Annotated in this window: 31 protein-coding genes and 3 tRNA genes; 26 read left to right on the top strand and 8 right to left on the bottom strand. The window is 63.8% G+C overall.

The window, feature by feature from the left end; all coding sequences use genetic code 11:
- The first annotated feature begins 6 nt into the window (after positions 1 to 6).
- The 9 genes from trbF to JLK41_RS12415 all read left to right on the top strand — a co-directional run bounded on the left by trbF (position 7) and on the right by JLK41_RS12415 (position 5,582).
- Entirely contained in the window at positions 7 to 714 is a 708-nt protein-coding gene (gene trbF, locus JLK41_RS12455; RefSeq protein ID WP_210391134.1) for a conjugal transfer protein TrbF, read from the top strand.
- A complete protein-coding gene (trbG, locus tag JLK41_RS12450) occupies positions 711 to 1,697 on the top strand; it encodes a P-type conjugative transfer protein TrbG (RefSeq protein ID WP_210391133.1) in 987 nt (328 codons plus the stop codon). Before trbF ends, trbG begins: the two co-directional genes overlap by 4 nt.
- Positions 1,698 to 1,699: 2 nt before the next feature.
- Positions 1,700 to 2,962: a TraB/TrbI/VirB10 family type IV secretion system protein gene (locus tag JLK41_RS12445; protein WP_210391132.1), complete on the top strand. Its 1,263-nt coding sequence runs from the start codon at positions 1,700 to 1,702 to the stop codon at positions 2,960 to 2,962.
- Positions 2,959 to 3,192, top strand: a complete 234-nt coding sequence (locus tag JLK41_RS12440; protein WP_096826283.1) for a DUF2274 domain-containing protein — start codon at positions 2,959 to 2,961, stop codon at positions 3,190 to 3,192. The genes JLK41_RS12445 and JLK41_RS12440 overlap by 4 nt, the downstream gene beginning before the upstream one ends.
- A 95-nt stretch (positions 3,193 to 3,287) precedes the next feature.
- Positions 3,288 to 3,566 carry a type II toxin-antitoxin system RelE/ParE family toxin gene (locus JLK41_RS12435; RefSeq protein WP_019339397.1) on the top strand — a complete coding sequence of 93 codons (279 nt, stop codon included), beginning with the start codon at positions 3,288 to 3,290 and terminating at the stop codon, positions 3,564 to 3,566.
- A gap of 17 nt (positions 3,567 to 3,583) precedes the next feature.
- Positions 3,584 to 3,871, top strand: coding sequence for a HigA family addiction module antitoxin (locus tag JLK41_RS12430; protein WP_096826282.1), 288 nt, complete (start codon positions 3,584 to 3,586; stop codon positions 3,869 to 3,871).
- Between the two features lie 32 nt (positions 3,872 to 3,903).
- On the top strand, positions 3,904 to 4,077 hold the full coding sequence (locus tag JLK41_RS12425; protein ID WP_210391131.1) for a hypothetical protein: 174 nt from the start codon (positions 3,904 to 3,906) through the stop codon (positions 4,075 to 4,077).
- Between the two features lie 239 nt (positions 4,078 to 4,316).
- Positions 4,317 to 4,553 carry a DUF4224 domain-containing protein gene (locus JLK41_RS12420; protein WP_371916359.1) on the top strand — a complete coding sequence of 79 codons (237 nt, stop codon included), beginning with the start codon at positions 4,317 to 4,319 and terminating at the stop codon, positions 4,551 to 4,553.
- Positions 4,554 to 5,582, top strand: a complete 1,029-nt coding sequence (locus JLK41_RS12415; protein ID WP_210391130.1) for a tyrosine-type recombinase/integrase — start codon at positions 4,554 to 4,556, stop codon at positions 5,580 to 5,582.
- A 70-nt stretch (positions 5,583 to 5,652) separates the two neighbouring features.
- Here the strand turns inward: JLK41_RS12415 and JLK41_RS12410 are convergent.
- The 8 genes from JLK41_RS12410 to JLK41_RS12375 all read right to left on the bottom strand — a co-directional run bounded on the left by JLK41_RS12410 (position 5,653) and on the right by JLK41_RS12375 (position 12,931).
- A tRNA-Leu gene (locus JLK41_RS12410) sits at positions 5,653 to 5,739 on the bottom strand.
- Between the two features lie 120 nt (positions 5,740 to 5,859).
- Positions 5,860 to 5,933, bottom strand: a tRNA-Cys gene (locus JLK41_RS12405).
- A gap of 38 nt (positions 5,934 to 5,971) precedes the next feature.
- Positions 5,972 to 6,047, bottom strand: a tRNA-Gly gene (locus tag JLK41_RS12400).
- 67 nt (positions 6,048 to 6,114) lie between these two features.
- Positions 6,115 to 6,675 (bottom strand): CDP-diacylglycerol--glycerol-3-phosphate 3-phosphatidyltransferase, encoded by a 561-nt coding sequence (gene pgsA, locus JLK41_RS12395; RefSeq protein WP_037056661.1) that lies wholly within the window; start codon positions 6,673 to 6,675, stop codon positions 6,115 to 6,117.
- 33 nt (positions 6,676 to 6,708) lie between these two features.
- The gene (gene uvrC, locus JLK41_RS12390) at positions 6,709 to 8,532 is read right to left on the bottom strand and encodes an excinuclease ABC subunit UvrC (RefSeq protein WP_037056667.1); all 1,824 of its coding nucleotides are present in this window, start codon (positions 8,530 to 8,532) and stop codon (positions 6,709 to 6,711) included.
- A gap of 3 nt (positions 8,533 to 8,535) precedes the next feature.
- Positions 8,536 to 9,180, bottom strand: a complete 645-nt coding sequence (gene gacA, locus JLK41_RS12385; protein WP_037056669.1) for a response regulator transcription factor GacA — start codon at positions 9,178 to 9,180, stop codon at positions 8,536 to 8,538.
- A 925-nt stretch (positions 9,181 to 10,105) separates the two neighbouring features.
- Entirely contained in the window at positions 10,106 to 11,173 is a 1,068-nt protein-coding gene (locus JLK41_RS12380; protein WP_210391129.1) for a phage portal protein, read from the bottom strand.
- On the bottom strand, positions 11,174 to 12,931 hold the full coding sequence (locus tag JLK41_RS12375) for a terminase ATPase subunit family protein (protein ID WP_210391128.1): 1,758 nt from the start codon (positions 12,929 to 12,931) through the stop codon (positions 11,174 to 11,176). It abuts the gene before it with no gap.
- A 143-nt stretch (positions 12,932 to 13,074) separates the two neighbouring features.
- Here JLK41_RS12375 and JLK41_RS12370 point away from each other — a divergent pair, with 143 nt between their 5' ends.
- The 17 genes from JLK41_RS12370 to JLK41_RS12290 all read left to right on the top strand — a co-directional run bounded on the left by JLK41_RS12370 (position 13,075) and on the right by JLK41_RS12290 (position 25,777).
- Positions 13,075 to 13,935 carry a GPO family capsid scaffolding protein gene (locus tag JLK41_RS12370; RefSeq protein ID WP_210391127.1) on the top strand — a complete coding sequence of 287 codons (861 nt, stop codon included), beginning with the start codon at positions 13,075 to 13,077 and terminating at the stop codon, positions 13,933 to 13,935.
- A gap of 45 nt (positions 13,936 to 13,980) precedes the next feature.
- Positions 13,981 to 14,988 (top strand): phage major capsid protein, P2 family, encoded by a 1,008-nt coding sequence (locus tag JLK41_RS12365; protein WP_210391126.1) that lies wholly within the window; start codon positions 13,981 to 13,983, stop codon positions 14,986 to 14,988.
- Between the two features lie 89 nt (positions 14,989 to 15,077).
- The gene (gene gpM, locus JLK41_RS12360; RefSeq protein WP_342357382.1) at positions 15,078 to 15,707 is read left to right on the top strand and encodes a phage terminase small subunit; all 630 of its coding nucleotides are present in this window, start codon (positions 15,078 to 15,080) and stop codon (positions 15,705 to 15,707) included.
- Positions 15,708 to 15,812: 105 nt separating this feature from the next.
- Complete coding sequence (locus JLK41_RS12355) at positions 15,813 to 16,274, top strand: head completion/stabilization protein (protein WP_210391124.1); 462 nt, start codon at positions 15,813 to 15,815, stop codon at positions 16,272 to 16,274.
- Positions 16,274 to 16,483 carry a tail protein X gene (locus tag JLK41_RS12350; RefSeq protein ID WP_210391123.1) on the top strand — a complete coding sequence of 70 codons (210 nt, stop codon included), beginning with the start codon at positions 16,274 to 16,276 and terminating at the stop codon, positions 16,481 to 16,483. The genes JLK41_RS12355 and JLK41_RS12350 overlap by 1 nt, the downstream gene beginning before the upstream one ends.
- 12 nt (positions 16,484 to 16,495) lie before the next feature.
- Positions 16,496 to 16,810: a phage holin, lambda family gene (locus JLK41_RS12345; protein WP_210391122.1), complete on the top strand. Its 315-nt coding sequence runs from the start codon at positions 16,496 to 16,498 to the stop codon at positions 16,808 to 16,810.
- A complete protein-coding gene (locus JLK41_RS12340) occupies positions 16,807 to 17,661 on the top strand; it encodes an N-acetylmuramidase domain-containing protein (protein ID WP_210391121.1) in 855 nt (284 codons plus the stop codon). The genes JLK41_RS12345 and JLK41_RS12340 overlap by 4 nt, the downstream gene beginning before the upstream one ends.
- Positions 17,658 to 17,906 carry a hypothetical protein gene (locus JLK41_RS12335; protein WP_210391120.1) on the top strand — a complete coding sequence of 83 codons (249 nt, stop codon included), beginning with the start codon at positions 17,658 to 17,660 and terminating at the stop codon, positions 17,904 to 17,906. Before JLK41_RS12340 ends, JLK41_RS12335 begins: the two co-directional genes overlap by 4 nt.
- 181 nt (positions 17,907 to 18,087) lie before the next feature.
- Positions 18,088 to 18,366 (top strand): hypothetical protein, encoded by a 279-nt coding sequence (locus JLK41_RS12330; protein ID WP_210391119.1) that lies wholly within the window; start codon positions 18,088 to 18,090, stop codon positions 18,364 to 18,366.
- Entirely contained in the window at positions 18,363 to 18,896 is a 534-nt protein-coding gene (locus JLK41_RS12325; RefSeq protein ID WP_210391118.1) for a phage tail protein, read from the top strand. Before JLK41_RS12330 ends, JLK41_RS12325 begins: the two co-directional genes overlap by 4 nt.
- The gene (locus tag JLK41_RS12320; RefSeq protein ID WP_210391117.1) at positions 18,889 to 19,356 is read left to right on the top strand and encodes a phage virion morphogenesis protein; all 468 of its coding nucleotides are present in this window, start codon (positions 18,889 to 18,891) and stop codon (positions 19,354 to 19,356) included. Before JLK41_RS12325 ends, JLK41_RS12320 begins: the two co-directional genes overlap by 8 nt.
- A 60-nt stretch (positions 19,357 to 19,416) precedes the next feature.
- Positions 19,417 to 19,935: a phage baseplate assembly protein V gene (locus JLK41_RS12315; protein ID WP_210391116.1), complete on the top strand. Its 519-nt coding sequence runs from the start codon at positions 19,417 to 19,419 to the stop codon at positions 19,933 to 19,935.
- Positions 19,932 to 20,276, top strand: a complete 345-nt coding sequence (locus JLK41_RS12310; RefSeq protein WP_047587378.1) for a GPW/gp25 family protein — start codon at positions 19,932 to 19,934, stop codon at positions 20,274 to 20,276. The genes JLK41_RS12315 and JLK41_RS12310 overlap by 4 nt, the downstream gene beginning before the upstream one ends.
- Entirely contained in the window at positions 20,273 to 21,103 is an 831-nt protein-coding gene (locus JLK41_RS12305) for a baseplate J/gp47 family protein (RefSeq protein WP_047587375.1), read from the top strand. The genes JLK41_RS12310 and JLK41_RS12305 overlap by 4 nt, the downstream gene beginning before the upstream one ends.
- Positions 21,100 to 21,999 carry a phage tail protein gene (locus JLK41_RS12300; protein ID WP_210391115.1) on the top strand — a complete coding sequence of 300 codons (900 nt, stop codon included), beginning with the start codon at positions 21,100 to 21,102 and terminating at the stop codon, positions 21,997 to 21,999. The genes JLK41_RS12305 and JLK41_RS12300 overlap by 4 nt, the downstream gene beginning before the upstream one ends.
- A gap of 5 nt (positions 22,000 to 22,004) precedes the next feature.
- Positions 22,005 to 22,493, top strand: a complete 489-nt coding sequence (locus JLK41_RS12295; RefSeq protein WP_210391114.1) for a hypothetical protein — start codon at positions 22,005 to 22,007, stop codon at positions 22,491 to 22,493.
- A gap of 8 nt (positions 22,494 to 22,501) precedes the next feature.
- A complete protein-coding gene (locus JLK41_RS12290) occupies positions 22,502 to 25,777 on the top strand; it encodes a DUF4815 domain-containing protein (protein ID WP_210391113.1) in 3,276 nt (1,091 codons plus the stop codon).
- The last annotated feature ends 1 nt before the right edge of the window (position 25,778 follow it).

Raw genomic sequence — 25,778 nt, 5'->3', positions numbered from 1 at the left:
ACGAGGATGCGATTCAGACGTCCACGGGTGCGCTACAGCGACACTCCTCAACCTGTCACCCCTTACCAGGCCGCGGCACAGGCCTGGGACCTGCGCATGGGCAGCAGCCTGGCGCAGGCACGCAACTGGCGACTGATGGCCTTCGGTTGTCTGGGCCTGGCGCTGCTGATGGCCAGCGGGCTGGTCTGGCTTTCGGCGCAGTCGACGGTAACGCCCTACGTAGTGGAGGTCGACAACCTCGGCCAGGTGCGCGCCGTCGGCGAAGCCGCCAGTCCCTACCAGCACCAGGATGCGCAAATCGCCCATCACCTGGCGCGCTTTATCGAGCAGGTGCGATCGCTATCAATCGATCCGGTGGTGGTGCGGCAGAACTGGCTGGAGGCCTATCACTCCACCACCGACCGCGGTGCGGCAACCCTCAATGATTATGCCCGCGCCAACGATCCCTTCACCCGGGTCGGTAGGGAGTCGGTATCGGTCGAGATCACCAGCGTGGTGCGTGCCAGCGACAGTTCGTTCCAGGTGCGCTGGATCGAACGCCGTTTCGTGAATGGATCAGCCGCCGGCCTGGAGCGCTGGACGGCGTTGATCTCGCTGGTACTGCAGCCTCCGCGTACTGAGGAAAAACTTCGTCGCAACCCGCTCGGCATCTACGTCAACGGCCTGTCCTGGAGCCGTGAGCTGGACACTATGGAAGGAGCCAAGAAACCATGAAAACCGCCCTGAACCTCTGCATCTGCCCTTTGCTGCTGAGCGTGCTGGCCGGCTGCGCCAGCCAGGAACCGCCAGTGATAGCGCTGGATGAACCGTTAGAAGCGCAGCGCCTGCCGGAGCCGCCCAAGCCCATCGAAGTAGTGGAAGTACCCAAGCCCTTGGCCCTGCCCGCACAGCTCAAGCCACTGCCGGAAACTCAGCGCAGCAAGCCGGTCAAGGAGCCGGCCGATGAGCGCGTGCGGGTCTCGCGCGCCAATCGCAACGCTCGGGTGGCACCGAGCCGCGAGGGCTATATCAACGCCATCCAGATCTGGCCCTACTCCGATGGCGCGCTGTACCAGGTGTACGCCAGCCCGGGCCGGGTGACCGCGATCAACTTGCAGCCCGGCGAGGAGCTGGTCACCGTGGCCGCCGGCGACACCGTGCGCTGGATCGTGGGCGACACCTCCAGTGGCAGCGGCGACGAGTTGCGCATCAGCGTGCTGATCAAGCCGACCCGTGTCGATCTCAAGACTAACCTGGTGATCACCACCACGCGGCGTACCTACCTGATCGAGCTGACCTCCACCGAGCAGGCCTGGATGGCCTCGGTATCCTGGGATTACCCCAGGGATCGCATGCTCGTCCTGCAACGCCGTGCCAGTACAGCACAGGCCGCGGCACCGGTGGATGCCGGCCTGGCGCTGGAACAGCTGCGCTTTCGCTATGCGATCAGCGGCAGCAACCCGCCCTGGAAACCGCTGCGCGCGTTCGATGACGGTCGCAAGGTGTACATCCAGTTCCCTGCCGGCATCGCCCAGGGCGAGCTGCCGCCGCTGTTCGTGATCGGCCCGGAAGGCGACGGGCAACTGGTCAACTACCGCTTCCGCTCGCCCTACTACGTCGTCGACCGCCTGTTCGGCGCTGCCGAGCTGCGCCTGGGCGCCGACAAGGGTGACGTGGTGCGGATCGAGCGCACCGACGGCGTGGCACGGAGGCCATGAGCATGACGGCCAAGAACGACAACCAAGCCGCAGCAACCTCGCTACCGCCCAAGGAGGCGCCGGAGTCGCTGGAGCTGCGCGCCAAGCCTCGCCCGGTTACCCGCCTCAACCCACGCATGCTGGCGGCAGTGGTGGGCGGCCTATCGGCTGCGGTACTCGGAGCCATGCTGTGGTCGCTACAACCGCAGCAGCGCCGCCAGGGCGCCGAGCCGAACGAGCTATACAACGTCGACCGCGTGGCACGCTCCGAGGGGCTGGAGCAGTTGCCGGCGGACTACTCGCAGTTACCGCCTCCACCGGCTCCCGAGATACCGCAACTGGGGCCGCCGCTGCCCGGCGATCTGGGCGGGCCAATCCTCAGGGCAGAGCAGCAGGCGCAAGGTTATGGACATGGGCCAGATGCCGCCGAAGCAGAGCGCCTGGCCCTGCTCAAGGAAGCCGAGGAAGCAGCGCAGTCCTCGGTATTCTTCCAAACCAGCAGCGCGCGGAATTCAAATATCGCATCTGGTGGTGGCGCTCAACTCGATTCCCCGGCTCTGGGTATGGCGTCGTCAGGCGCAGTAGCCGCCGCAGGAACACCAACGCAGCAGGAGCGGAACGAGGCGTTTCTCAGTAAATCCGTAAACGCACAAATCCGTAATTCCGGATTGCTGCAGATGCCTGAGTCGCCTTACCAGGTGATGGCCGGCACCGTCATCCCGGCAGCACTGGTAACCGGCATCAAGTCTAATCTACCCGGCGACGTGATCGCCACGGTGACCGAACCGGTCTACGACAGCGCCACCGGCCAGCATGTGCTGATCCCTCAAGGCTCGCGCCTGCTAGGCCGCTACAACAGCCAGGTGAGCTACGGGCAGAGCCGCGTGCAGGTGGTATGGCAGAGGGTGATCCTGCCGGACACCTCGTCCTTCCAGCTCGACAACCTGATAGGTACCGACGCCGCCGGCTATGCCGGCCTGGAGGATGGCGTCGATTGGCACTGGGATCGGATCGTCGCTGGCGCGGCCATGACCAGCCTGCTGGGTATCGGAGCCGAGCTGGCGGCACCGACCAGTCGCACCGATGGCGACCGCATCATCATTGCTGGGCGCGACAGCCTGCAGGACACGGTGAATCAGGTTGGCCAGGAGGTCACCCGTCGCAACCTCGATATCCAGCCCACGCTGACCCAGCGCCCAGGCCTGCCCCTGCGTGTGATCGTCAACCGAGATCTGGTGCTGCGCCCCTACCAGCCCGCCTCCACTAACCAGAGGAACCCGCAATGAGCACGACCAAGCTACGCCTCGGCCCGCTGCCGAAAACCGAGAACCTGAAGCTGACGTTCACCTGCCCGGCCAACCTGAAAGCTGATCTCGAGCGCTACGCGGCGCTGCACTCACAGACCTACGGTGAAGAGGTCGACGCCCTGACGCTCATCCCGCACATGCTGGAAGCCTTCATGGCGAGGGATCGGGTGTTCAGGAGAACAAATACACAATCTTGCACCGGCAATTGATAAGTCTGCATTCCCCCTCCCAGCTGCCGTGATTACAACGGAAGAAAACCCACACACGGTTGAAAACCGTGACCTAATACATCACACTCATCACTATGATCGTAAGCTTCCGGCACAAAGGTCTACGCATTTTCTTTGAATCTGGCTCAACCAAAGGCATTCGGGCCGACCACGCAAAGCGCCTGGGCCGAATGCTGAGTTTTATGGATAGAGCCAATGAACCCGCCGACCTCGACATACCCGGTTGGCGGCTACATCCCCTCAAAGGGGAACTGGAAGAGTTCTGGTCACTCACCGTCAATGGAAACTGGCGGGTGATCTTTCGATTCGTGGGTAGCGACATCGAGCTCGTCGACTACCTTGACTATCACTAAACAGGAGGGGGTTATCCATGGCCATGTTCAACCCACCGCATCCTGGTGAAACCCTGCTTGAGGACGTGCTCCCCGAACTGGGCATCAGCATTGCCGAACTTGCCCGCCGCCTTGGCTTTGCGCGGGAATCCCTGTCTCGCATCTTGCACGGCCATGCGCCGGTCAGTCCGGATTTGGCTGTTCGCCTAGAATTGGCCGGCATCGGCAAAGCTCGCACCTGGCTCGGGGTGCAAGCCGACTACGACCTTTGGCAAGCCAGACATCGTGAACAGCCGCACATCGAGCGCTTTGCCGCGATTGCTTAGTTCCGTATGGAAGAACGAGGGAGGCGACTTGGATGAAAGGAAAAGCTCTTGGGCGCAATTCCAGCCCGCTGTCGACTTTTTTCAGGAGCAGCTCTGATACAGCCAAGCGCACTGCTTACGTTGCAGCAGCTGAGCGCGCCATCGAAAGTCAGCGCAAGGTGCTCGAAGAAGCCAAAACCATTAGAGAGACTCAGGCGCTTGCCTGAATAATTGCCGAACCAGCAAGAAGCCGCCGCTCAGAGGCGGCTTTTTTGTGGGAAAAATCCATGGATCCACAGAGCGTCAGAGACGCTTGAGGTCTCTCCACTCCTGCAATGCCTCTAGCACCGCCTAACTCACCGTATTCCCCCCACTACCCCGCAATACTCCCCTTCCGGTTGAGGCCCGTCAGAACGTGCCATATGGTGCCAAATAGACACCTTTCACGTATCACACAATCGCCGGTATGGTATCGGCGGGATCGTTATCCATGGAAGCGATACAGTTTTTGAGCCACGAGCAAGTCTGTGAGTTGACTGGCGCCAAGATAAGAGCGAAGCAAATCGAGGTCCTACGCAGAAACGGCATACCCCATACGATCAAAGCAAATGGCTGGCCATGTGTGATTGCGGCCAATCTATTACCAGTGTCGAAGGTTAGCGTTGAGCGAGAAGTGACCTGGAGGTCGAGGAAGGCAGGATAGATGGGACGAAGACCAACAAACCTAGGGGCAATTCCGCGCCTGCGTGAGCGAAAACGCGGAAGCACGACATACTACTTCTATGACACCGGAGGCCGGCCAAGGAAGGAGATTCCCCTTGGTCGAGATTACGGTCTGGCAATAATGAAGTACGCTGAACTTGAGCGCGATAGAACAGCTACAGAGCTACAACAGAAAGTCATTACGTTCGGGTATGTGGCTGGGAAATACCAAGTAGAGATTATTCCTACCAAGGCCCCCGGTACCCAAACGAAAAATCGCCAAGAACTGCGCAAGCTACTAGAGTTTTTCGACGACCCGCCAGCCCCACTTGAAGCGATCCAGCCTCAACACATTCGCCAGTATCTACGCTGGCGGCAATCCGCTCCAATTAGCGCGAATAGGGAGAAGGCTCTTCTCTCAGCAATCTGGAACTATGCACGAGAGATGGGTTACACCGCTCTTGCTAATCCGTGCGCGGGGGTGAAAGGCAACAAGGAAAAAGGACGCGACGTCTACATCGAAGACAGCCTCTTCCATGCCGTTTACTCAAAAGCCGATTCTGGCTTACGCGATGCGATGGACTTGGTTTATCTGACAGGACAACGTCCTGGAGATACCTTGCGCATGGACGAACGAGACATCAGAGACGGGCATCTGCATGTAAAGCAGTCAAAAACTGGCACCAAACGCCGCATTGAGGTTACAGGCGAACTCGGCCTGCTACTGGAAAGGATCAAGGCTCGAAAAGCAGGCCACAAAGTGCGCTCGACGAGACTGGTAGTGGCGGAGGATGGAATCGCTATGACTCCGGCAATGCTCCGCTCCCGGTTCGACAAGGCTAGAAAGGCGGCAGGTATCGAAAAAGCAGAGTTTCAGCTACGTGATCTACGGGCCAAAGCAGGCACCGACACGGCTGAATCAAGCGGAGACATCCTAAAAGCTAGAGACCAGCTTGGCCACACCACGGTAGTCATGACGGAGCATTACATCAGGGAGCGGCGAGGAAGAAAAGTGTCGCCAACAAGGTAATTGCGGAAAAAAACTGGAATTGCGGAAAAAGTGGTAAGAGAGTCGATATCTGTAAGTGCTTGATTTTAAATGGTGCCCGAAGCCGGACTCGAACCGGCACGCCCTTGCGAGCGAGAGATTTTAAGTCTCCTGCGTCTACCGATTTCGCCATTCGGGCGGTAGCGCTGTGCGAAGGGCTGGACTATATACAGCCCTCCACGTCCTCGCAAGGCACGCAAAAGGTGCCATGGAGAATGAAAAAGGCCTCGTAAATCATTGATCTACGAGGCCTTTGGATTGGAGGCTGAGGTCGGAATCGAACCGGCGTTCACGGATTTGCAATCCGGTGCATAACCACTCTGCAACTCAGCCTTAAATCAAATGAGCCGCCTTGGCGACTCGTGTAAAACTGGAGCGGGAAACGAGACTCGAACTCGCGACCCCGACCTTGGCAAGGTCGTGCTCTACCAACTGAGCTATTCCCGCTTGTCTTGTCGACGGGCGCCATTCTATAGAATCGAATCGCGACGTCAACCCTTTGATTCAAAAAAACTTATTTCTTTTCCGAGGTGGTGCTGAGGTGCGGCCAGGCGGCCAACAGATACTGCAGCATCGACCACAGAGTCAGCACGGCAGCAATGACCAGCAGCACGTAACCGACGATGACCCAGAAGGTGAACTGTGGCGGGTTGCCGAGCAGGATGACCAACGCCAGCATCTGCGCCGCCGTCTTCCACTTGCCCAGGTTGGACACCGCCACCTGGGCACGGGCACCCAGCTCGGCCATCCATTCACGCAAGGCGGAGACCACGATCTCGCGGCCGATGATGATCGCCGCAGCGAGCGTCAGCCAGAGATTGGAGTGCTCGGCCGCAAGCAGCACCAGCGCGACAGCCACCATCAGCTTGTCCGCGACCGGATCGAGGAAGGCACCGAATGGCGTGCCTTGCTCCCAGCGCCGTGCCAGGTAGCCATCGAGCCAGTCGGTCGCAGCGGCAATCGCGAAAACGCCGCTGGCTGCCCAGTAGCTCCAGGAGAACGGCAAATAGAACAGCAGGATGAAAACCGGGATCAGCGCGACCCGGAGCACGGTAAGCAAGTTGGGGATGTTCATCGGCACAACTAGGCTGCGAGGTGAGCGAGCATTCTACTCGCTGTGCAGGGTCGCATAAATCAACTCAGCGAGCTTTTTACTGATTCCGGGTGCTTTGGCGATTTCTTCGGCGCTGGCACGCGAGAGCTCCTGCAGACCGCCGAAATGATTGAGCAACTCACGCCGCCGCTTGGGCCCGATACCCGCAACCTCCTCGAGGGTGGAGGTACGCCGGGCCTTGCCGCGGCGCGCACGATGCCCGGTGATGGCGAAACGGTGGGATTCGTCGCGGATCTGCTGGATCAGGTGCAACGCCGGCGAATTGCCGGGCAAGGTGAACTCATGTGCCGCGTCGTTCAGGTACAGCACTTCGAGGCCTGGCTTGCGCGTGGTGCCCTTGGCCACGCCCAGCAGGATCAGGTCGGGCACGGCCAGTTCCTGCAACACCTCACGGGCCATGGCCAGCTGGCCTTTGCCGCCGTCCACCAGCAGCACGTCGGGCAGCTTGCCTTCGCCATCCTTGATCTTGCTGAAGCGCCGGGTCAGCGCCTGGTGCATCGCCGCGTAGTCGTCGCCTGCGGTGACGCCTTCGATATTGAAGCGCCGATAATCGGACTTCAGCGGACCCTCGGGGCCGAACACCACGCAGGAGGCGACCGTCGCCTCACCGCTGGAGTGGCTGATGTCGAAGCATTCCATGCGCTGCGGCGGCTCATCCATCTCCAGCACCGTCGCCAGGGCCTCGAAACGCTCGGTCATGTGCTCGCGATTGGCCAGGCGCGCAGCCAGTGCCTGCTCGGCATTGGTAACGGCCAGCTGCTGCCAGCGTGCCCGGGTCGCCCGCACCCGGTGACTGATCGTCAGGCTGCGTCCCCGCAGCGACTCTATCGCCTCGACGAGCGTGGCGAAATCCTCATGCTGCACGTTGACGATCAGCTCGCTCGGCAGGTCGCGTTCCGCATTGCCCAGGTAGTACTGGGCGAGGAAGGCCATCAGCACATCGCCGCCCTCCTCCTCGATGGCTACCTGAGGGAAGAAGTTCTTGCTGCCCAGCACCCGGCCACCGCGAACGCTGATCAGATGCACGCATGCGCCGCCCGGATTGAGCATGACCGCGACCACGTCGACATCCCCGGTGCCGCCCTCCATGCTCTGCTGATCCTGCACGCGCCGGAGCATGGCGATCTGGTCACGCAATTCGGCCGCGCGCTCGAACTCAAGGGCCATGGAGGCCTTTTCCATGCTGACGGACAGCTCCTCGCTCAGGGCATTGCTGCGCCCATCGAGAAACATCACCGAGTGGCGCACGTCCTCTGCGTATTCCTCGGGGCTTACCAGGCCCACGCAGGGCCCCTTGCAGCGCTTGATCTGGTACTGCAGGCAGGGACGCGTGCGGTTCTTGTAGTAACTGTCCTCGCATTGGCGGACGAGAAAGGTCTTCTGCAGCAGGCTGAGACTTTCACGGATGGCCAGCGCACTGGGATAGGGGCCGAAGTAGCGCCCCTTGGCCTTCTTCGCGCCGCGATGGATGCCCAGCCGCGGGAAGTCGCCATCGGACAGGAATACGTAGGGATAGGACTTATCGTCGCGCAGCAGGATGTTGTAGGGCGGCCGCCATTCCTTGATCAGCGTCTGCTCGAGCAGCAGCGCCTCGGTTTCGTTGGCGGTGATGGTGGTTTCGATCTGCGCGATGCGCGCGACCAGCGCGGCGGTCTTCGGTGCCTGGCCGGTCTTGCGAAAGTAGCTGGCGAGGCGTTTCTTGAGATTCTTCGCCTTGCCCACGTACAACAGGCGCGCCTCGCCATCGAACATACGATAGACGCCAGGGCGACCGCTACAGGTCGCGAGGAAGGCACTCGAATCGAACGGAGCGGACATCGGCTAGTTGGCGGCGTCGACCATGCCGTGGCGCACAGCCAGCAGTGCCAACTCGACATCGCTGGTGATGGAGAGCTTCTCGAAGATGCGATACCGATAGGTATTGACGGTCTTCGGCGACAGGCAGAGCTTGTCCGAGATGTTCTGCACCTTGTGGCAATTGGCGATCATCAGGGCGATCTGGATTTCGCGCTCGGACAACAGGTCGAACGGCGAGCCATTGCTCTGCGGCTGGAAGGACTTCAGCGCCATTTGCTGGGCAATCTGCGGGTCGATGTAGCGCTGCCCGGCGAACACCAGGCGGATGGCCTGAACCATCTCGTCGAGCGCTGCACCCTTGGTCAGGTAGCCGGCGGCGCCAGCCTGCAGCAGGCGGGTCGGGAACGGATCGTCTTCGCAGACGGTAACGGCGACCACCTTGATGTCGGGGTGGCTGCGCATCAGTTTGCGTGTGGCTTCCAGGCCGCCGATGCCAGGCATCTTGACGTCCATCAGCACCACGTCCGGCTTGAGTTCACGAACCTTGAGCAAGGCTTCCTCACCGGTGCAGGCCTCACCGACGACCTGCAAGCCGTCGATGTCAGCAAGCATGCGCGTGATACCCGTGCGAACCAGATCGTGATCGTCGACCACCAGCACCTTAATCAATCGCCACCTCGTTGCACCTTGTCAGCCACCGTGCAGCGACGGTGAGGTTGAACTTGCCGGCCACCTTAGCAAAAAAGCCAGGGACTGACCTAGCTTGACGCACGGAAGTCAAAAAGCAAGCGTCAGATTAAGATCGGGAATTGCTCAGGGCAATACAGGGAAATGGCGGAAGCGGTGAGATTCGAACTCACGCATTTGCCTCTGACCATACCCGCAGCCCGCATTCTTCCGTGCTCGCCCGTGTGTTAGCCGGCAGTTTCTGTTCCCAGGTCATTCCCAGCTATCTGAACGTGCCAGAGCAGGCCCCCCCAGGCGGCGGCGATTCTACCAATTTATGTTGAGCCGTGGGGAAAAGGTAATTTTGGTAATCGGTCAGTCTTGAATCGGCGAAAGCCCAGTTATTTCAATTGGTTAGCTCGGATTCAGAAAGGTAATAAAATGGTAATTACCAGGTTAGGAGATTACCCAAGGCGGCAGTCAGGATGCCGAAACTAAAAATCCTTTAAAAACAGTAACATACAGAAATATTACCTTTGCGATTACCAAAGCTTACCCCTCAAGGTAATCGTTCAAGCCCAGTGTTTTCGCGGGCTACAGCCCAGCGAGAACACCTCATTACCGAAATTACCCTTTCTCGATACCGCCTCAGCCTTGCCGGCCAATGTGCTCGGCAGAGCGCCTGTAAGAGGGCCACGGTGCAGGGATTCGCAGGGTATTGCCGCAGCCAGAACGCTGTATGCAGCCCCCAGCCTGGGCCGTCTGGCCCTACCCGCGGCCTGCAGGGAAAACGACACGTTTAGCGGGCAGGCGTGGAGGGGGGAAGACTGCGCGCGCCGGGTGCTGCTACCCCCTGCCACCCCCTGGCCTGGCGAGCGGGCACAAAAAAGCCGCCCGTGGGCGGCTGGTGTGTAGCTGGTGCTGCTGATCAGCTGTCGCTGTCAGTGGTGCCGGGGAGCCTGAACTCTTCGAAGCGGATGACCTCCTCGCCCAGCCACTCATTCACCTGCAACAGCTTGGCCTGGATGGGCTCCAGTTCGTTCATGGCCCAGATGGCGGCGGCGTCCTTGATCGAGCCGAAGCCACCAGCGTTCTGCGGCACAATGCCAATCAGCTGAGGCGGAATGCGCAACGCGGCGAGCAGATCGTCGCGGCTGATGTTCTTGATGGCGGCAAAATCATCCTTGGCTGACACCTCGCTGATGGGGATCAGCTGGATGCCATCCTTCTTGCCACCTGGTGCATACATGAACAGGTTGCGGAAGTTGCCCGGCCCCTTGCTGTTCTTCATCGCCTCGCGCAGATCGGTGACGAAGCTCTCGTCCTTCACCGCGTCGTGCATGTAGAGGATGAACCCCGCGTGTGACCCGTTCTGGTAATACTTGCGGCGGAACAGGGTCGCGCTCTCATTCAGCAGCGCGCTCTGTAGGGCCGCCATCCACTCCGGCAGCCCGTAGATTTCCTGGTTGATATCCGCCTCGCGCACGTGCCCAACGCTGCCCGTCTTGAACTCATGTTCATCTTTCCAGCCGCGCACCTGGTAGTACGTTTCGAGATCCACACCACGGCGCACATACTTCGCCAGTACCGGCTGTAGGCCCATGGCCTGGCGCAGCATGTTGTCCTTCTTTTCCAGGTAGGCATTGCCGCACCAGCCGAAGTCTGTGGCGAACTGCTCGAACGCCTGACGGCTCAGCAGTCGGTGCGGCTTGAAGGTCCGCACCAGCATGTTGCGGCGGAAGTTCAGCCCCGATTGCAGATAGACACTGGCCTTGGTCGACCTGGCCAGGCCGTCGAGCGACATCGGCGGCTCATACCAGCGGCCATTGGCCCAGCACTCCAGGTAGTCCAGCACTTCCCGGCGATCCAGTACCGGCACCGGGTCCCCGAACGTAAAGGCTTGAGCGCCTGCGGCGCCCTGCCCGGTCAATACTTCGCCTTCACGCGTTGGTTCGGCTACGGCAACCTGCTGGCCACCCTGCTGCTGTGTGCTCATCTAGCAAATCTCCATGATGGCCGTGTTGGTAGAGGTATTGCCTTCCAACGGCTCGTTGAACAGGGCATGAAACAGCGCCCAGGCCAGATCGGCATGCCCGGTCGCCTCGCTGCGCCCTGCTGTGTAAGTGAAACTGCGTCCGCTGGCCGTCATCGTCTTGCGGATGGCCATCAGCGATTGCGCGATATCCGTGGCACCGGCGTCGAACTCAAGCCGGCCTTTGCGCACCACATCCCATGCCTTCATCACCAGCTGGGTTTTCACCTCTGGGCTGTAACTGAAGGTCCGCAGACCAGGGAAGAACTGGCGCACCAGCTGCGCCACCCCGGTGCCCATGCCCGTGGTGTCGATGCCGATATAAGTGACCCAATAGATTTGCGTGAGCTGGCGGATTTTCTCGGCCTGCGCCTCGAAGTCCATGCCCCGGAACTGGAAGCGATCCAGCACCCGGAACTTGCCGCCCTGCTCAGTCGGCGGGGCCAGCACAACAAGGCCGGCGCTATCGCCGTTCTCGGCAGGGTCATAGCCCAGCCACACCTGGCGGTCGCCGAACGGCCGGGCCGCGAACGGCTTATAGTCCGGCCAGTCCCAGGACTCGACCATGCACGGTTGCAGCATCGTGAGCGGGAAGATGCTGTCGCCGTCGTCGACGAACTGGCACATCAGCAAGTTATCGAAGGCCGGCCCGTCGTACTCAAGCCGCAACTCGTCCAGGTCGAACAGATCGCAGCCGCGCGCCTCGGCGTCCAGAATCGTCACGATCTGCCGCCACACCTTGTCCTCGCACAACCGCCCCATCTGCAGCGCGTCGTGGCTTACATCCAGCTTGATATGCTGCGCAGTCGGGCGCCCCTTGTTCAGCCGCTCCCCGGTCCAATACACATAGGCCGGGTGCGCCATCGAGCTGGGCGTCGAGAAATAGGTCTTCCGCCAGTGCTTGTGCAGCGCCATGCCCGAGGCCACCTTGTTGATCTCGGCAAAGCCATGCACCCAGAAAAATTCGTCGAAGTAGAAGTTGCCGGACCGCCCCTGCGCCGTGCGGAAGTTCGTGCCCAGGAAATGCAGCTCCGCGTTGTTCCACAACACGATGGGGTCGCCGGTCAGCTTCACGCCCAGCACCTCATTCAAGAACGCCTGCATGTACGTCTTGAACTGGTGCGCCTGCGCCTTGCTGGCAGACAGGAAAATCTGGTTGCGCCCCGTGGTGATCGCGTCGATCAGCGCCTCGCGGGCGAAGTAGAACGTAGCGCCGATCTGCCGCGACTTCAGAATCATGCGCGTGCGCTGGTCGCCAGCCCGGAACCAATCGAGCTGATAGTCGAAACAGCTGTCGCGGAACGCCTCGACCAGCGTCTCGATCTGCTCCTCGCTCAGTTCGTTGCGGACGGCTTGTTTCTTCGGCCCGTCGTTGCGCTTGGCGATGTTCGGGTTTAGATCGGTCTCCGTCCCGCCACCCTGGTAACGCTGGATTCGCGCCTGCCGCTCAAGCTGGCGGTGCAGCAAGTCAATTTCCTTGAAATCACCGCTCGACTTGCCCTCTTTCAGGATCAGCTGCACTAGGCGCGCTTCCAGCGCCCCGCCGATCCGCTCCACGTTGTCCGCCCGGTCCCACTCGTCGCGGCTTTTCCAGCTATGGACCGTGCGTTCTTTCTCGCCCAGGTAGTCGGCGATATCGGTGACGCGCCACCCCGTCCAGTACAGAAATTTTGCCTGGCGGCGGGCGTCGGTGATGGGTGCGGGCTGGGCGATAGCATTCATGGCGCCGATGCTGCCGCCCGCGCGCGCGAGTCGTTACCGGCGCAGGTTGTAGCGCCCCGCGCTACAACCTCGGCTCGTTGCCGCGCCCTGCCCAGCTGCCGACCATGCCCTCAACGCGAAACCCGCACCGAGGATTACCCAGCATGGCCGCCAGCACCGCCCCCGCCAAGAAATTCCGCTCCAAGTGGTTCCGTGTCGCCGTCGAAGGCGCCACCACTGATAAACGCAAGATCGAACGTTCCTGGCTGGAGCAAGCCGCCAAGAACTTCAACCAGAACACCTATGGCGCCCGTGTCTGGCTGGAGCACCTGCGCAGCGTACTGCCTGACAGCCCATTCAAGGCCTACGGCGACATCACCGCCGTGAAGACCGAAGAAGTCGACATTGCCGGCAAGAAAAAGCTGGCCCTGTTCGCGCAGATCGAGCCGACGCCCGAACTGATCGCCATGAACAAGGCCAAGCAGAAGATTTACACCTCGATTGAGATCGACGACAGCTTCTCCGACAGCGGTGAAGCCTACATCGTCGGTCTGGCCGTCACCGACTCCCCCGCCAGCCTTGGCACCGAAGTGCTCGCTTTCTCCGCGCAAAAGCCGGACGCCAACCCGTTCAAGGATCGCCACTACTCCGAAACCTCGATGTTCTCCGAAGCCATCGAGACCGAACTCACGTTCGAAGAGATCGAAGACACCCCGAGCATGTTCGCAGCCCTGCGCGGCAAGGTCAGCGAGCTGCTGGGTAAGAGCAAGGAAAAGGAAGGCATGGACGCCGCCAATTTCAGCGAGCTGGGCGCCCTGATTGAAGACCTGGCCGACCACGGCGCCAAACAGGCCGAAGCCTTCAACGCCATGAAAACCGCCCACGAAAAGCTCCAGGCCGACCACACCAAGCTGGCCAGCGACTTCGCCGACTTGGCCAAGCGCCTGGAGAAAACCCCGAGTCAACAGTACAGCCAACGCCCTGCGGTAACCGGTGGTGACGGCTCAACCCTCACCGACTGCTGATCCCCAACGGACGACGCCCCAGCCAAGGAACACCGGAGTAACCCCATGCGCAACGATACCCGCAAGCTCTACAACGCCTACCTGCAGCAAGTAGCGGCCCTCAATGGCGTTGACGACGTCACCACCAAATTCGCCGTGGAGCCCACCGTCGCCCAAACGCTGGAAACCCGCATCCAGGAATCCAGCGACTTCCTGTCGAAGATCAACATCACCCCGGTACGCGACCAGGCCGGTGAGAAAGTAGGCCTGGGTATTTCCGGCCCGGTCGCCAGCACCACTGACACCAACACCCAGGACCGGCAGACCCGCGACCTCAGCTCGCTGGATGAACGCGGCTACTTCGCCTCTCAGACCAACTTCGATACCCACATCCGCTATGCCAAGCTGGATCAGTGGGCCAAGTTCCCCGACTTTCAGGCTCGCATCCGCGACGCCATCATCAAGCGCTGCGCCCTGGATCGCATCATGATCGGCTGGAATGGCACCGCCCGCGCCGCCACCTCCGATCCAGTTGCCAACCCGTTGCTGCAAGACGTCAACATCGGCTGGATGCAGAAAATGCGCGCCGAGAACGCCGCGCGCGTTATGAGCGAAGTGCAAGCCGCAAGCGGCAAGATTCAGATTGGCGCCGGTAAGGACTTCGAGAACCTCGACGCCCTGGTCTACGCCATGGTCAACGAGTTCCTCGAACCCTGGTACCAGGAAGACTCCGAACTCGTCGTCATCTGCGGTCGCAAGCTGCTGGCCGACAAGTACTTCCCCATCGTCAACCAGAACCATGCGCCGACTGAAACCCTCGCGGCGGACCTGGTCATCAGCCAGAAGCGTATTGGCAACCTGCCGGCCGTTCGCGTGCCCTACTTCCCGCCGAACGCCCTGATGGTCACCCGCCTCGACAACCTGTCCATCTACCCGCAGGAAGGCACCCGCCGCCGCACCGTAGTCGACAACGCCAAGCGCGACCGCATCGAAAACTACGAGTCCGTCAACGAAGCCTATGTGCTTGAGGACCTGGGCTGTGCCGCCCAGGCCGAAAACATCGAGCTGAGCTGAGGCCTGCCGCCATGACCAACCCATGCCGCCAGCACTTTCTGCGTGTCACCGCCGCCCAACAAGCGGCGGCAACACCGCAGAATCAGCCCATGGCTGATTCCAGTGCCTACACCATGCAGATGGCCCAGCTGCACCAGCACTACCAGCAGCTTCGTGGCATCCAGAGCACCCAAGCCAAGGAAGAGCTGAAAGCCAAGTTGCTGCCCGACTACGCCCCCTACATCGACGGCGTGCTCGCCAGTGGCCAGGGCGCCCAGGACGAGGTGGTGACCACCGTCATGCTCTGGCGCTTCGACGCTGCTGACTACGAAGGCGGCCTGCAGATCGCCGCCTACGTGCTCAAGCATGGCCTCGAAATGTCCGACAACTTCGCTCGTAAAACGCCCTGCTTGATCGCCGAAGTAGTCGCCGAAGCCGCGCTCAAGGCCGCCCGTGCTGGCAACGTCTTCGACGTCGGCATCATTGCCGAAGCCGACCGGCTTACTGCCGCGCACGACATGCCGGACGAAGTACGAGCCAAGGTCAAGCTGGCTATCGGTCTGCTGGCCGCCAATATGGTCGACGAGAAAGAAGCCAAGCCCAGTGACTTGCAGTGCCTGGAAGTGGCACAGCACTTCATCCCCCGCGCCATCGAGCTGCACGAACGGTGCGGCGGAAAGAAAGCCCTGGAGCGCGTCGAGCGCCTCCTGAAAAAACACGCTGAGCAAAAGCCCAGCTAACCGAGCCTTCCCCCGGCACCCCGGCGGCTCGGGGCCGATCAGCATGGTTCATTCCTACCCAGCTGTGACGCCCCGACCACCGCCGTTTTATTCGAGCGGCCAGACATGAGCGCATTCGTCGGCGGCGGCGACAACCCCGCCTTTACCCTCACCAACGACGGCTTCTGGCCCAACATCGACGGCGACGACCTGCGCGCAGCACAGCGCATCGGCGCCGACGTCAGCAACATGCGCCTGGAGACCGCAGCGGTCGCCGCCATCATCAGCATCAACCGTGAACTGCGCCCCCTCAAGATGCGCCACCTGGCCGCCGGCCACGACATCCTGCAGGCCGTGCCGGCTGACCAGGTCAACGGCACCAGCGAACTCGTGCATACCTACCTGCGCGCCATCTACTGCACCACCAGCGCCGAGGTGGCCGAGCGCTACCGCAACTACGACACCACCAACAGCGGCACCGCCAAGGCCGAAGAAGAGAACACCAGCGCCGACGACTACCGTCGCGACGCCCGCTTCGCCATTCGTGACCTGCTCGGCATCAGCCGCAACACCGTCGAGTTGCTCTGATGAACACCACCCACGCCCAACAGGGCGACACCCTCGACGACATCTGCTGGCGGCACTACGGGCGCAGCGTGGGCGTCGTCGAAGCCGTCATCGAAACCAACCCAGGCATTACCCGGCACGGCCCCGTTCTGCCCACCGGAACCCCCGTAAAACTGCCCAGCGTCGCCCCGCAACCCACCGCCACCGGCGTGGTGAACCTATGGGACTGAGGAATGAAAAACATGCCTGACCGCCCCGAAACCTGGGCTTGGCTGCTCGCCTGGCTGGAACACCACCACCCGCTGGTCTACGCCGCCGCCCTCTCCGCGTCCATCGCCTCGGCTCGCTTCATCTACAGCGGCGGCGCCATCAGGCGCGCCCTGGGCGAAGGGTTCATCTGCGGCCTGATCACCCTCGCCCTCACCAACGGCTTGCCCTGGCTCGGTGTACCCGTCGAGTTCGCCCCCTTCTTCGGCGGCCTGGTCGGCCTGATCGGCGCCGACGGCGTGCGCACCGGCCTCAAACGCCTCTACAGCAGAAAGGTAGAAACCCTATGACACAGCCCATCGTCCTCAAGCACGGCGCCAAAGGCCAAGCCATCGTTCAACTGCAAAAAGCCCTCAATGCCCACGGCGCCAAACTGGTGCCGGACGGCGACTTCGGCGACGAAACCGAAAAGGCTGTCCGCGCCTACCAGCTCAAAGTGGGCCTGGTAGTCGATGGCCGCGCAGGCGAGAAAACCCTCCTCGCCCTGGCCGGCGCCGACTGTCGCAGGCTGCTGCACAACAGCCACCTGCTCGCAGCGGCCAAGCGCCTGGGCGTCGAGCTGGCCGCCATCTACGCGGTGAACGAAGTCGAGAGCGCCGGCGCCGGCTTCCTCGCCAACGGCAAACCCAAGGTGCTTTTCGAGCGCCACGTCATGCATCAGCGTCTGTCCCTGGTGCGCAATGAAGACGACGACAGCGCCGCCCTGCTCGCCCATGCCGACCAGCTCGCCGCCACCTACCCCGCCCTGGTCAACCGCAAGCCAGGCGGCTATGCCGGCGGCGTGGCAGAGCATGTGCGCCTGGCGCAAGCCCGCCTGATCGACGCCCTGGCCGCTGACGAGTCCGCATCCTGGGGCGCCTTCCAGATCATGGGCTACCACGCCACGCGCCTCGGCTATGCCAGCGTCGCCGAGTTCGTCGACCTGATGCACCGCAGCGAGGGCGACCAGTTCGAAGCGTTCGTCCGTTTCATCGAAGCCGACCCGGCCCTACTCAAGGCCCTGAAGGCCAAGAAGTGGGCCGACTTTGCCCGCCGCTACAACGGCCCCGCGTTCGCCCGCAACCTCTACGACGTCAAGCTCGACCGCGCCTACAAGCGTCACGCCGACTGCGGCTGTGGTGGGCAGAAGGTGGCGGCATGACGCTTGGATACACCACCGCAGCGCAAGCCTTAGCGCACGGCTGTACCCACCACGGCAGCTACTACGGCATCCCTCTTTGGATGGGGGACATCGATAGCGAAGCTCCACTGGTATTCGCCAAATGGGCGCCGCTCGATCTGCTAATCCTGCCGTTCTCGATCATCGAAGGTCTGCTGTTCCCGCTGGTGCATGGTCCGGACGCTCAGCCCATGTTCATGTTCAAGGTAAAGAGGGAAATCGAATGACCCGCGCCCCCTGCCTGCTCCTGCTCGTCGTCCTGCTCCAGGGCTGCACCGTCATTCAGTCCGCCCAATGGGCCGTGTCCCGCTACTGCGGCCTGCCAGTGCCAGCCCGCAGCGCCAACCGTGAGGCCGTCGCCCTGGCGCTCGCCCCCAACCGCCTGACAGTCGACTGTGCGAGGGACCAATGATCGAGCCAACCGACTACTGCACCGCCTTCCCAGAGGGCTGGTGGCAACACTGCTGCGAAGCGCATGACGCTGCCTACGACGCGCAGATCGGCAAGGCCCAGGCGGACAAAGAGCTGCTAGCCTGCGTCGTCGAATCCCGCCCAGGCTGGGCGGAACAGTCCCCCATGGCCGCAGATGGCGCCTCGGTGCTGGTCGGCCTGCTCATGTTCGCCGGCGTCTCCCTGTTCGGTCGGCGCTTCTACAAGCGCGCCGGCAAGCAGCAGCCCAAGCCATGAGGAAGCCAAACGCCCTGCGCGCCCACCTGATCGCCGCTGTTCCGCAACTGCGGCACAACCCGGACAAGCTCCTGGTATTCGTCGATGAAGGCGCCACCCGGTGCACCGCCGCGCAAGGCCTGTCGCTGGAATACAGCTACAAGCTCAACCTGATCCTTACCGACTTCCCCGGCAGCCCCGACGCCGTATTCATCCCGCTGCTTGCCTGGCTGCGAGAAAACCAACACGAGCTACTGGCCAACCACGACAACAACACCCAGGGCATTCAGTTCGAGGTGGACGTTATCGACAAAAGCAAGGTCGACCTCGCCATCACCCTGCCGCTCACCGAGCGCGCCATCGTCAGCAAGGGCGCGGGCGGCGTGCTCAGCGTCGACTACCCGCCCGAGCCGGCGCTTACCCCGCACCTGCCGGCTACCAACTGGCAGCTATACAGCGGCGCCGAGCTGCTGGCCGAGTGGATGAGCACCGACGCCGAAGGCGCCGCCACCGAGATCGAAACCCCACACCCAGGCCCGCGCCGTGGCTGACAACCTGCACGCCCTGGAAGACTGGGCCGGCGCCCTGCTCGCCAAGCTCCAGCCCGCCCAGCGCCGCCGGCTCAACCAACAGATCGCCCGCGAACTGCGCCGCCGCCAGCAACAGCGCATTGCTGCCCAGCGCAACCCGGACGGCACCCCCTACGCCCCGCGCAAAGCCCGCCAGCCTCTGCGCAGCAAGCAAGGCCGCATCAAACAGAAGATGTTCACCAAGCTGCGCCAGGCCCGCCACCTCAAGCTACAGAGCGACGCCAACCGCATCGGCATCGCCTTCATGGGCCGCGTTGCCCGCCTGGCCCGCGTCCATCAGTACGGCCTACGCGACCGCCCAGGGCGCAACGCCCCCGACGTCCAATACAACGCCCGCGAGCTGCTCGGCTTCGCCGATGCCGACCTCGAAATGATCCGCGACAAACTGCTCCAGCACCTCGAAAGCGCCGGCGCGTTGTAGCGCCCCCCGCTACAACCTCGGCCCCGTGCGCCACGCGCGCGCGAGCTGCACAGTCGGCGCATGAATACCGCCGACCTCGCCCGCCGCCTCGACAACCTGCTCCGCCTCGGCACCATCGCCGAGGTGGACGTCGCCGCAGCGCGCGTGCGCGTCGCCACCGGGCAACTGCTCACCGGCTGGCTGCCGTGGCTCGCCCTGCGCGCCGGCACCACCAGCCACTGGAGCGCGCCGACAGTGGACGAGCAGGTTGTCCTGTTAAGCCCATCCGGCGAACTCACCCAGGGCGTGGCCCTGATCGGCCTGTACAGCGACGCCAACCCGGCCAACGGCAACAGCGCAGACGTACACCGCACCACCTACCCGGACGGCGCCGTGATCGAGTACGACCAGGCGGCCCACAAGCTACGCGCCACCCTGCCCGGTGCCGGTCGCGCCGAGCTGTTCGCCCCTGGCGGCATCACCATTACCGGCACCGTCACCGTAACCGGTGACGTCATCGCCAACGGGGTCAGCCTTACCAAGCACGTGCACCTGGGCGTTATGCCCGGTACCGGCGTCACCGGAGCGCCCCAAGCATGAACCGCAACACAGGGGGCGACCTGGCGCGCCTGGCGCACATCCGCCAATCCATCGGCGACATTCTCAGCACGCCTATCGGCTCGCGCCTCATGCGCCGCGAATACGGCAGCCACCTGCCCGAGCTGATCGACCAGCCCCACAACGACTACACCCGCATGCTCGCCATAGCCGCCATCGCTGCCGCCGTCATGCGCTGGGAACCGCGCGTGCGCATCAGCCGCGCCCAGATTCGCTACGGCGCCACCTGGCCCCAGGGCGTGGCCGACATCGAAGGCACCCTCGTTGACAGCAACGAGGCCTTCAACCTGCAAGTGCCGCTACAGCTTGGAGCCATCGCATGACCCTGGCCGCTCCCGATATCGTCGAGCCGCTCGACTACGAGCAAATCTTCCAGGCGCGCAAAGCCGGCCTGCTCGCCCTGCTGCCAGCCGACCAGCGCGAGGCCACCGCCGAACTGCTGGAGCTGGAATCCGAGCCACTCACCAAACTGCTGCAGGAGTCCAGCTACCGCGAGCTGCTGCTACGCGCCCGCATCAACGACGCTGCCCGCGCCAACCTGATCATCTATGCCGAAGGCCTGGACCTGGACCACATCGGCCAGCTGTTCGGCCTGCCGCGCCTACAGGGTGAAGCGGACGCCCGCTACCGCGAGCGCCTGCTCCTGCGCATTGCCGCCATGGCCGGCAACGGCACCCGCGAGCACTACATCCTGGTCGCCATGAGCGCGAGCCTGGCCGTGCGCAGCGCCGAGGTTATCCAGCCCAGCGCAGGGCGCGTCGACGTCGTGCTCTGGCTGCAAGAAGGGGCTGACGGCCCTGCGACGCTGGCCGCCTGCTGGGCTGCCTTCGATGCCCCCGGCGCCAAGATGCTCGGCGTCACCCTCGGCGTTCGCCTGGCCCAGGCCACCCCCGTCGACGTCACCGCCAGCATCTGGCGCGAGGCAAGCGCGCCCACCAACCTGGTGGAGCTGCTGGCCACCAGCTTCCGCGCCCAGTTCGCCGCCCATGCCACCCTGGGGCGCGCCATCGCCCGCAGCTGGGTCACCAGCACCCTGCATGCCGCTGGCGTTGCCCGCGTGGAACTGGCCATGCCGGCAGACATCAGCATCGCCGCGGACGGCTTCGCCACCCTGCGCACCCTGCAGCTCACCGACCGGGGCCAGGCATGAGCACCACCCTACTGCCGCCCAACAGCACCGAGCTGGAGCACGCCTGGTCGCGCCTCGGCCTGGGCGAGCTGGAGGCCCTGGCCGATCTGCCCGCCGGCGTACAAGTCACCCTGCCGCCAGGCTTCGCCCCGGTGCTGGCCGCCCAGTATTTCCTGGCCCAGTTCGCGGAATACTTCGACACCCCCGAGCAGCTGCTCGCCGCCGGCCTGCCCTGGCTGCGCGAGCGCGGCACAGGCGCCGGCGTAGAGCGCGCACTGGGCTGGATCGACATCACCGCCACCGTCGAAGAAGACGGCCCACTCCTGCACCTGGACCCCGGCAGCCCCCGCGCCCCGGCTCGCCTCGACGACATCCGCAAGCTTATCGCCGCCAGCATCCCGGCCCACGTCCGCTTCTACCGCCTGTTCCACGGCTACGACGTGCGCCACGCCCGGCTCGATCGCTCTCGCTGGGACGGCTCCCTCCTCGATGACGACAGCGGCCTGATCGTCGACGGCCTCAAGCTCAGCTTCGGCGAGCGCCACGCGGCCCAACTGCCAGCACCGCCGCGTGCGGCCCTGCCAGCGCGCACCCACGCCCGCGCCCTGCTACTGCGCCGCGACAGCATGTATTGGGACAACTGGGTCACCGACAGCACCTGGGAAATGGACCTGTTCGGCGGCGTCGGCTCCATGCACAGCGCCCTGCTGCCAGTGCGCGAGCTGGGCGCCCCCTGGCTGCTGCTCGCCCGCGTACACCTGGGCAGCACCGTGCGTGATCTGCCGCCCCTGCAACCCGCCGCCACCGCAGCGCGCAACAGCATCACCCCCGAACGACACCCGCGCCGCAAATGGCGCGGCCCATGGGTCGGCCCCTGGCGCCTGCCCATCTACAGCAAACACAGCACAGAGGACTGACCCCCATGGCCGCACTACAAGACGACGGGCGCATCGGCGAATGCGCCATTTTCATCAGTCGCTCCCTGCACTTCGCCTGGGGGCGTGGGAACCCGGCATGGGACGCCGCCCCCGAGCCGGAGCCGACCACCGCTTCCGCACTGGTTGACGAGATCGGCCGCCGCAGCGTGACGCAAGCACAGTTCGTGCAGCCCGACCCAGCAGGCGAAATCGAGCTACCAGGCGGCCAGCGCTTCACCCCATCGCCCGCCCCCACCAAATGGGCGCATGTGCGCGTGGTGTTCGACTACAACGACGCCGCCGGTGAAACCGTGCGCGAAGTCGGCCTGTTCTTCGATACCCAGGTAGACCCGGCACTCCCGGCGGGTCAGCGCTACTTCACCCCCGCGCAACTGATCAACCCTGGCCGCCTCAAGGTGCTGGAGCGCCTGCCAAACAAGCTCATCCGCGAAGCGGGTGTGCGCCAAACCTTTGAATACATCCTGCCGTTCTGAGGCCCGCCATGACCGAACACTACGACCGCTTTGACCAGGCAAAGAACTACGACCGCCACCTGTTCCGGCCCGACCGCATCTTGCAGAGTGCCGAGTTCAACGAGCTGCAGAGCGCCGAGCATCAGCGCCTCAAGGGCATTGCCGACGTCCTGCTCAAGGATGGCGACATCATCCGTGACGCCGGCCTGGTGCTGGATCTCGAAACCGGCCACGCCACCCTTGAAGCCGGCGCCATCTACCTGGACGGCGCCGTGCGCGGCATCGCCCCTGCTGCGCTCACCGTGCCCCTGGTCGGCACCGTCACCATTGGCGCCTTCATGCTCAGCGAGGTCATCACCGCGCAGGATGACCCCGCCTTGCTCAACCCCGCAGCCGGCACCCGTGGCTACAACGAACCCGGCGCCGACCGCCTGCGCCTTACCCCCACCTGGGGCCTGGAAGGCAGCCGCAACGATGCCGAGTTCTTCCCGGTCTACACCGTCGTCGACGGCAACGTCCGCCAGAAAAGCGCCCCGCCGAACCTCGACGTGGTCGCCCAGGCCATCGCCCGCTACGACCGCGACAGCACCGACGGCTGCTATGTCGTGCGCGGCCTGGTCGCCGAGCTGCTCAGCAGCACCCCCGAGGACTCGCAAACCTGGCTGATCAACGCAGGCCGTGCGCGCATCAACGGCTTCGGCGTCGAGCTGGCCACCTCCCGCCGCATCATCTACGACGCACAGCCCGACCTGCGCCTGATCGCCTCTGAGCCACACCTCATGGCAGGCCCGGCCCGCCAGCGCATCAACGTCAACCGCCCGGCCATCGCCGAAGTGGTCACCCTGCAAATCACCGCCGAGCGCACCGTCGACGTCGTGCATGGCGCCTACGTCGGCGCCGCCGACGTGCTGCCGGACAACTCCGTCATCAGCATCGAGCGCGTCTGGCAGGGCACCACCGAGTACGCCGCAGCCGCCGACTACACCCTCGGCGCGGCGGCGGTGGACTGGGCGCCGGCAGGCGCTGAACCCGCCACCGGCTCCACCTACAAAGTCACCTATCGCTACATCGCCAGTCCCGAAGCGCTCGACCCGGATGACACCGGCCTCTACGTCGAGGGCGCCGTCGCCGGCACCCTCGCCCTGGTCACCTACCGCGCCAAGCTGCCGCGCATCGACCGCCTGTGCCTGGACGAAGGCGGCGGCGCGGTGTGGGTGCGTGGCGTGTCGGCCCTGGACAACCCTGTCGCCCCCAACGTGCCCGCCAACCTGCTGTCCATCGCCACCGTGCGGCAAACCTGGCTGCCCGCGACCCGCAGCGTCACCGCAGACGGCGCCCGCATGGTGCCCATGTACACCTTGGGCCGCATGCAAGCCATGATTGACGAGGTCTACCAGCGTGTGGCCGAGCAGCGTTTGCTGTCCGACGCCAACGTCCGCGACCAGGGCATCCGCCGGGGCGTGTTCGTCGACCCATTCCTGTCCGACGACATGCGCGACGCGGGCATCGAGCAAAGCGCCGCCATCGTCGACGGTGAGTTGGTATTGCCCATCACCGCCACGGGCCTGGCCACCGCCAGCGCAGACGTGACCAGCCCGCAGCGCTGCCCCAGCGTGCCGCGTGTGGCCGTCGAGCAAGTGGCCCGCACCGGTGCGATGAAGGTCAACAGCTACGGCGCGCAGCTGCCCATGCCGGCGCGCGTCACCCTGGAACCCGCCGTAGACCGCTGGACGGAAACCGAAACCGTCTGGGCCTCGCCCGTCACCAAGCGCATCGCCATGCCCACCGGCCAGCACCCGCACCGCTGGTACACCGGCAACTACGTCACCAGCACCCAGGTCACCAGCAGCGTCAGCACCGAGGCCATCTGGACCCTGCGGCAGATCGACGTAGCGTTCGAGCTGCAAGGATTCGGCGCTGGCGAGCGGCTGATCCGTGTGGTGTTCGACGGCATCGACGTCACCCCGGTGCCGATCCTGTCCGCCAACGGCCAAGGCGTGGTCAACGGCGCGTTCCACATCCCCGAGGGCGTCACCAGCGGGCGCAAGACGGTGTTTTTCGTCGGCGAAGGCGGCAGCCGTGGCGAGGCCGAGTATTACGGCGAAGGCACCCGCGAGATTGAAGAAAAGCAACAGGTCACCACCGAGTCGCCGGAGTACGTCATCAGCTTCAGCGACCCGACCCAGACCACCACCCCGACCGTCTACCCGCCAGGCCTCGGCCCGGAGAACTTCGCATCCACTCAGGCATGGGTCACCCGCCTGAAAATCTACGAGATGCAGAACGGCACCTGCATCCTTGACCCGCTGGCCCAGACGCTGCGCGTGGACAAGCTGTGCCAGGTCGAATCCGTCGACCTCATGCTCACCACCCTGGGCGCAGACGGTAAGGACATCCTGGTGCAACTGCGCACCACCGCCAGCGGCATGCCCAGCACCGCCGTGCTGGCCGAGGCGCGCATCACGCCGCAGGCAACCGGCGTGCTCAACGTCACCTTCGACATGCCCGCGTTGCTGTGGCCAGGTCTGGAGTACGCCATCGTTGTGCTGACCGACTCCAACGAGCATGAACTGGCCATCGCCACCCTGGGCGCCTACGACCAGGACGGCGGCGCTTGGGTATCGGCCCAGCCGTATCAAATCGGTGTGCTGCTCAGCTCGGCCAACGCCGTCACCTGGACGGCGCACCAGGACCGCGACCTGTGGTTCCGCCTCAACGTCGCCCAGTACACCGCCACCCAACGCACCATCGACCTCGGCACCCTGGACGTCGAGGACGTGACCGACTGCGTGTTCATCGCCGGCGGCGTATCCCCATCGCCCGAGGCCACCGTCGACTACAGCCTGACCCTGCCGGACGGCTCCGTGCTGCCAGCGGCTGACCTGCAGGCCATCCAGTTCCCGGCGCCGGTGACCGGCGAGATCGCTGTCAGCGCCCACCTGCGCGCCAGTGAGGGCGTGTCCGGCATTCTGCGCGGCCCTACCCAGCTGGCCCTGGGCGTCCTGCAACCTGGCGGCACCTACGTCAGCCGCGCCATTCCGGCCGGCGCCAACGTGCGCCTGCGCGTGGTGTTCGATGCCGTGTTGCCGGCCGGCAGCAACGTCGCCGCCGAGTACCAGGTCGACGCCGGCGCCTGGCAGGCCTGCGACGCCCCCACCGCCAAGGCCCTGGGCAACGGCGCGCTGGAACTCAGCAGCGTAACCGCAGGCATCACCGGGGCCGTCGTGCGCGTGCGCCTCACCCTCACCGGCACCCCGGCGGCGCGCCCGCGTGTGCGCGACCTACGCGTGATCGTTTCGGAGTAAG

This window comes from Ectopseudomonas khazarica (assembly GCF_017915135.1).
In the GTDB taxonomy this organism is placed as follows: domain Bacteria; phylum Pseudomonadota; class Gammaproteobacteria; order Pseudomonadales; family Pseudomonadaceae; genus Aquipseudomonas; species Aquipseudomonas khazarica.
The sequence above is the reverse complement of the archived record's forward strand: the minus strand, read 5'-3'. Positions and strand labels throughout refer to the sequence as shown.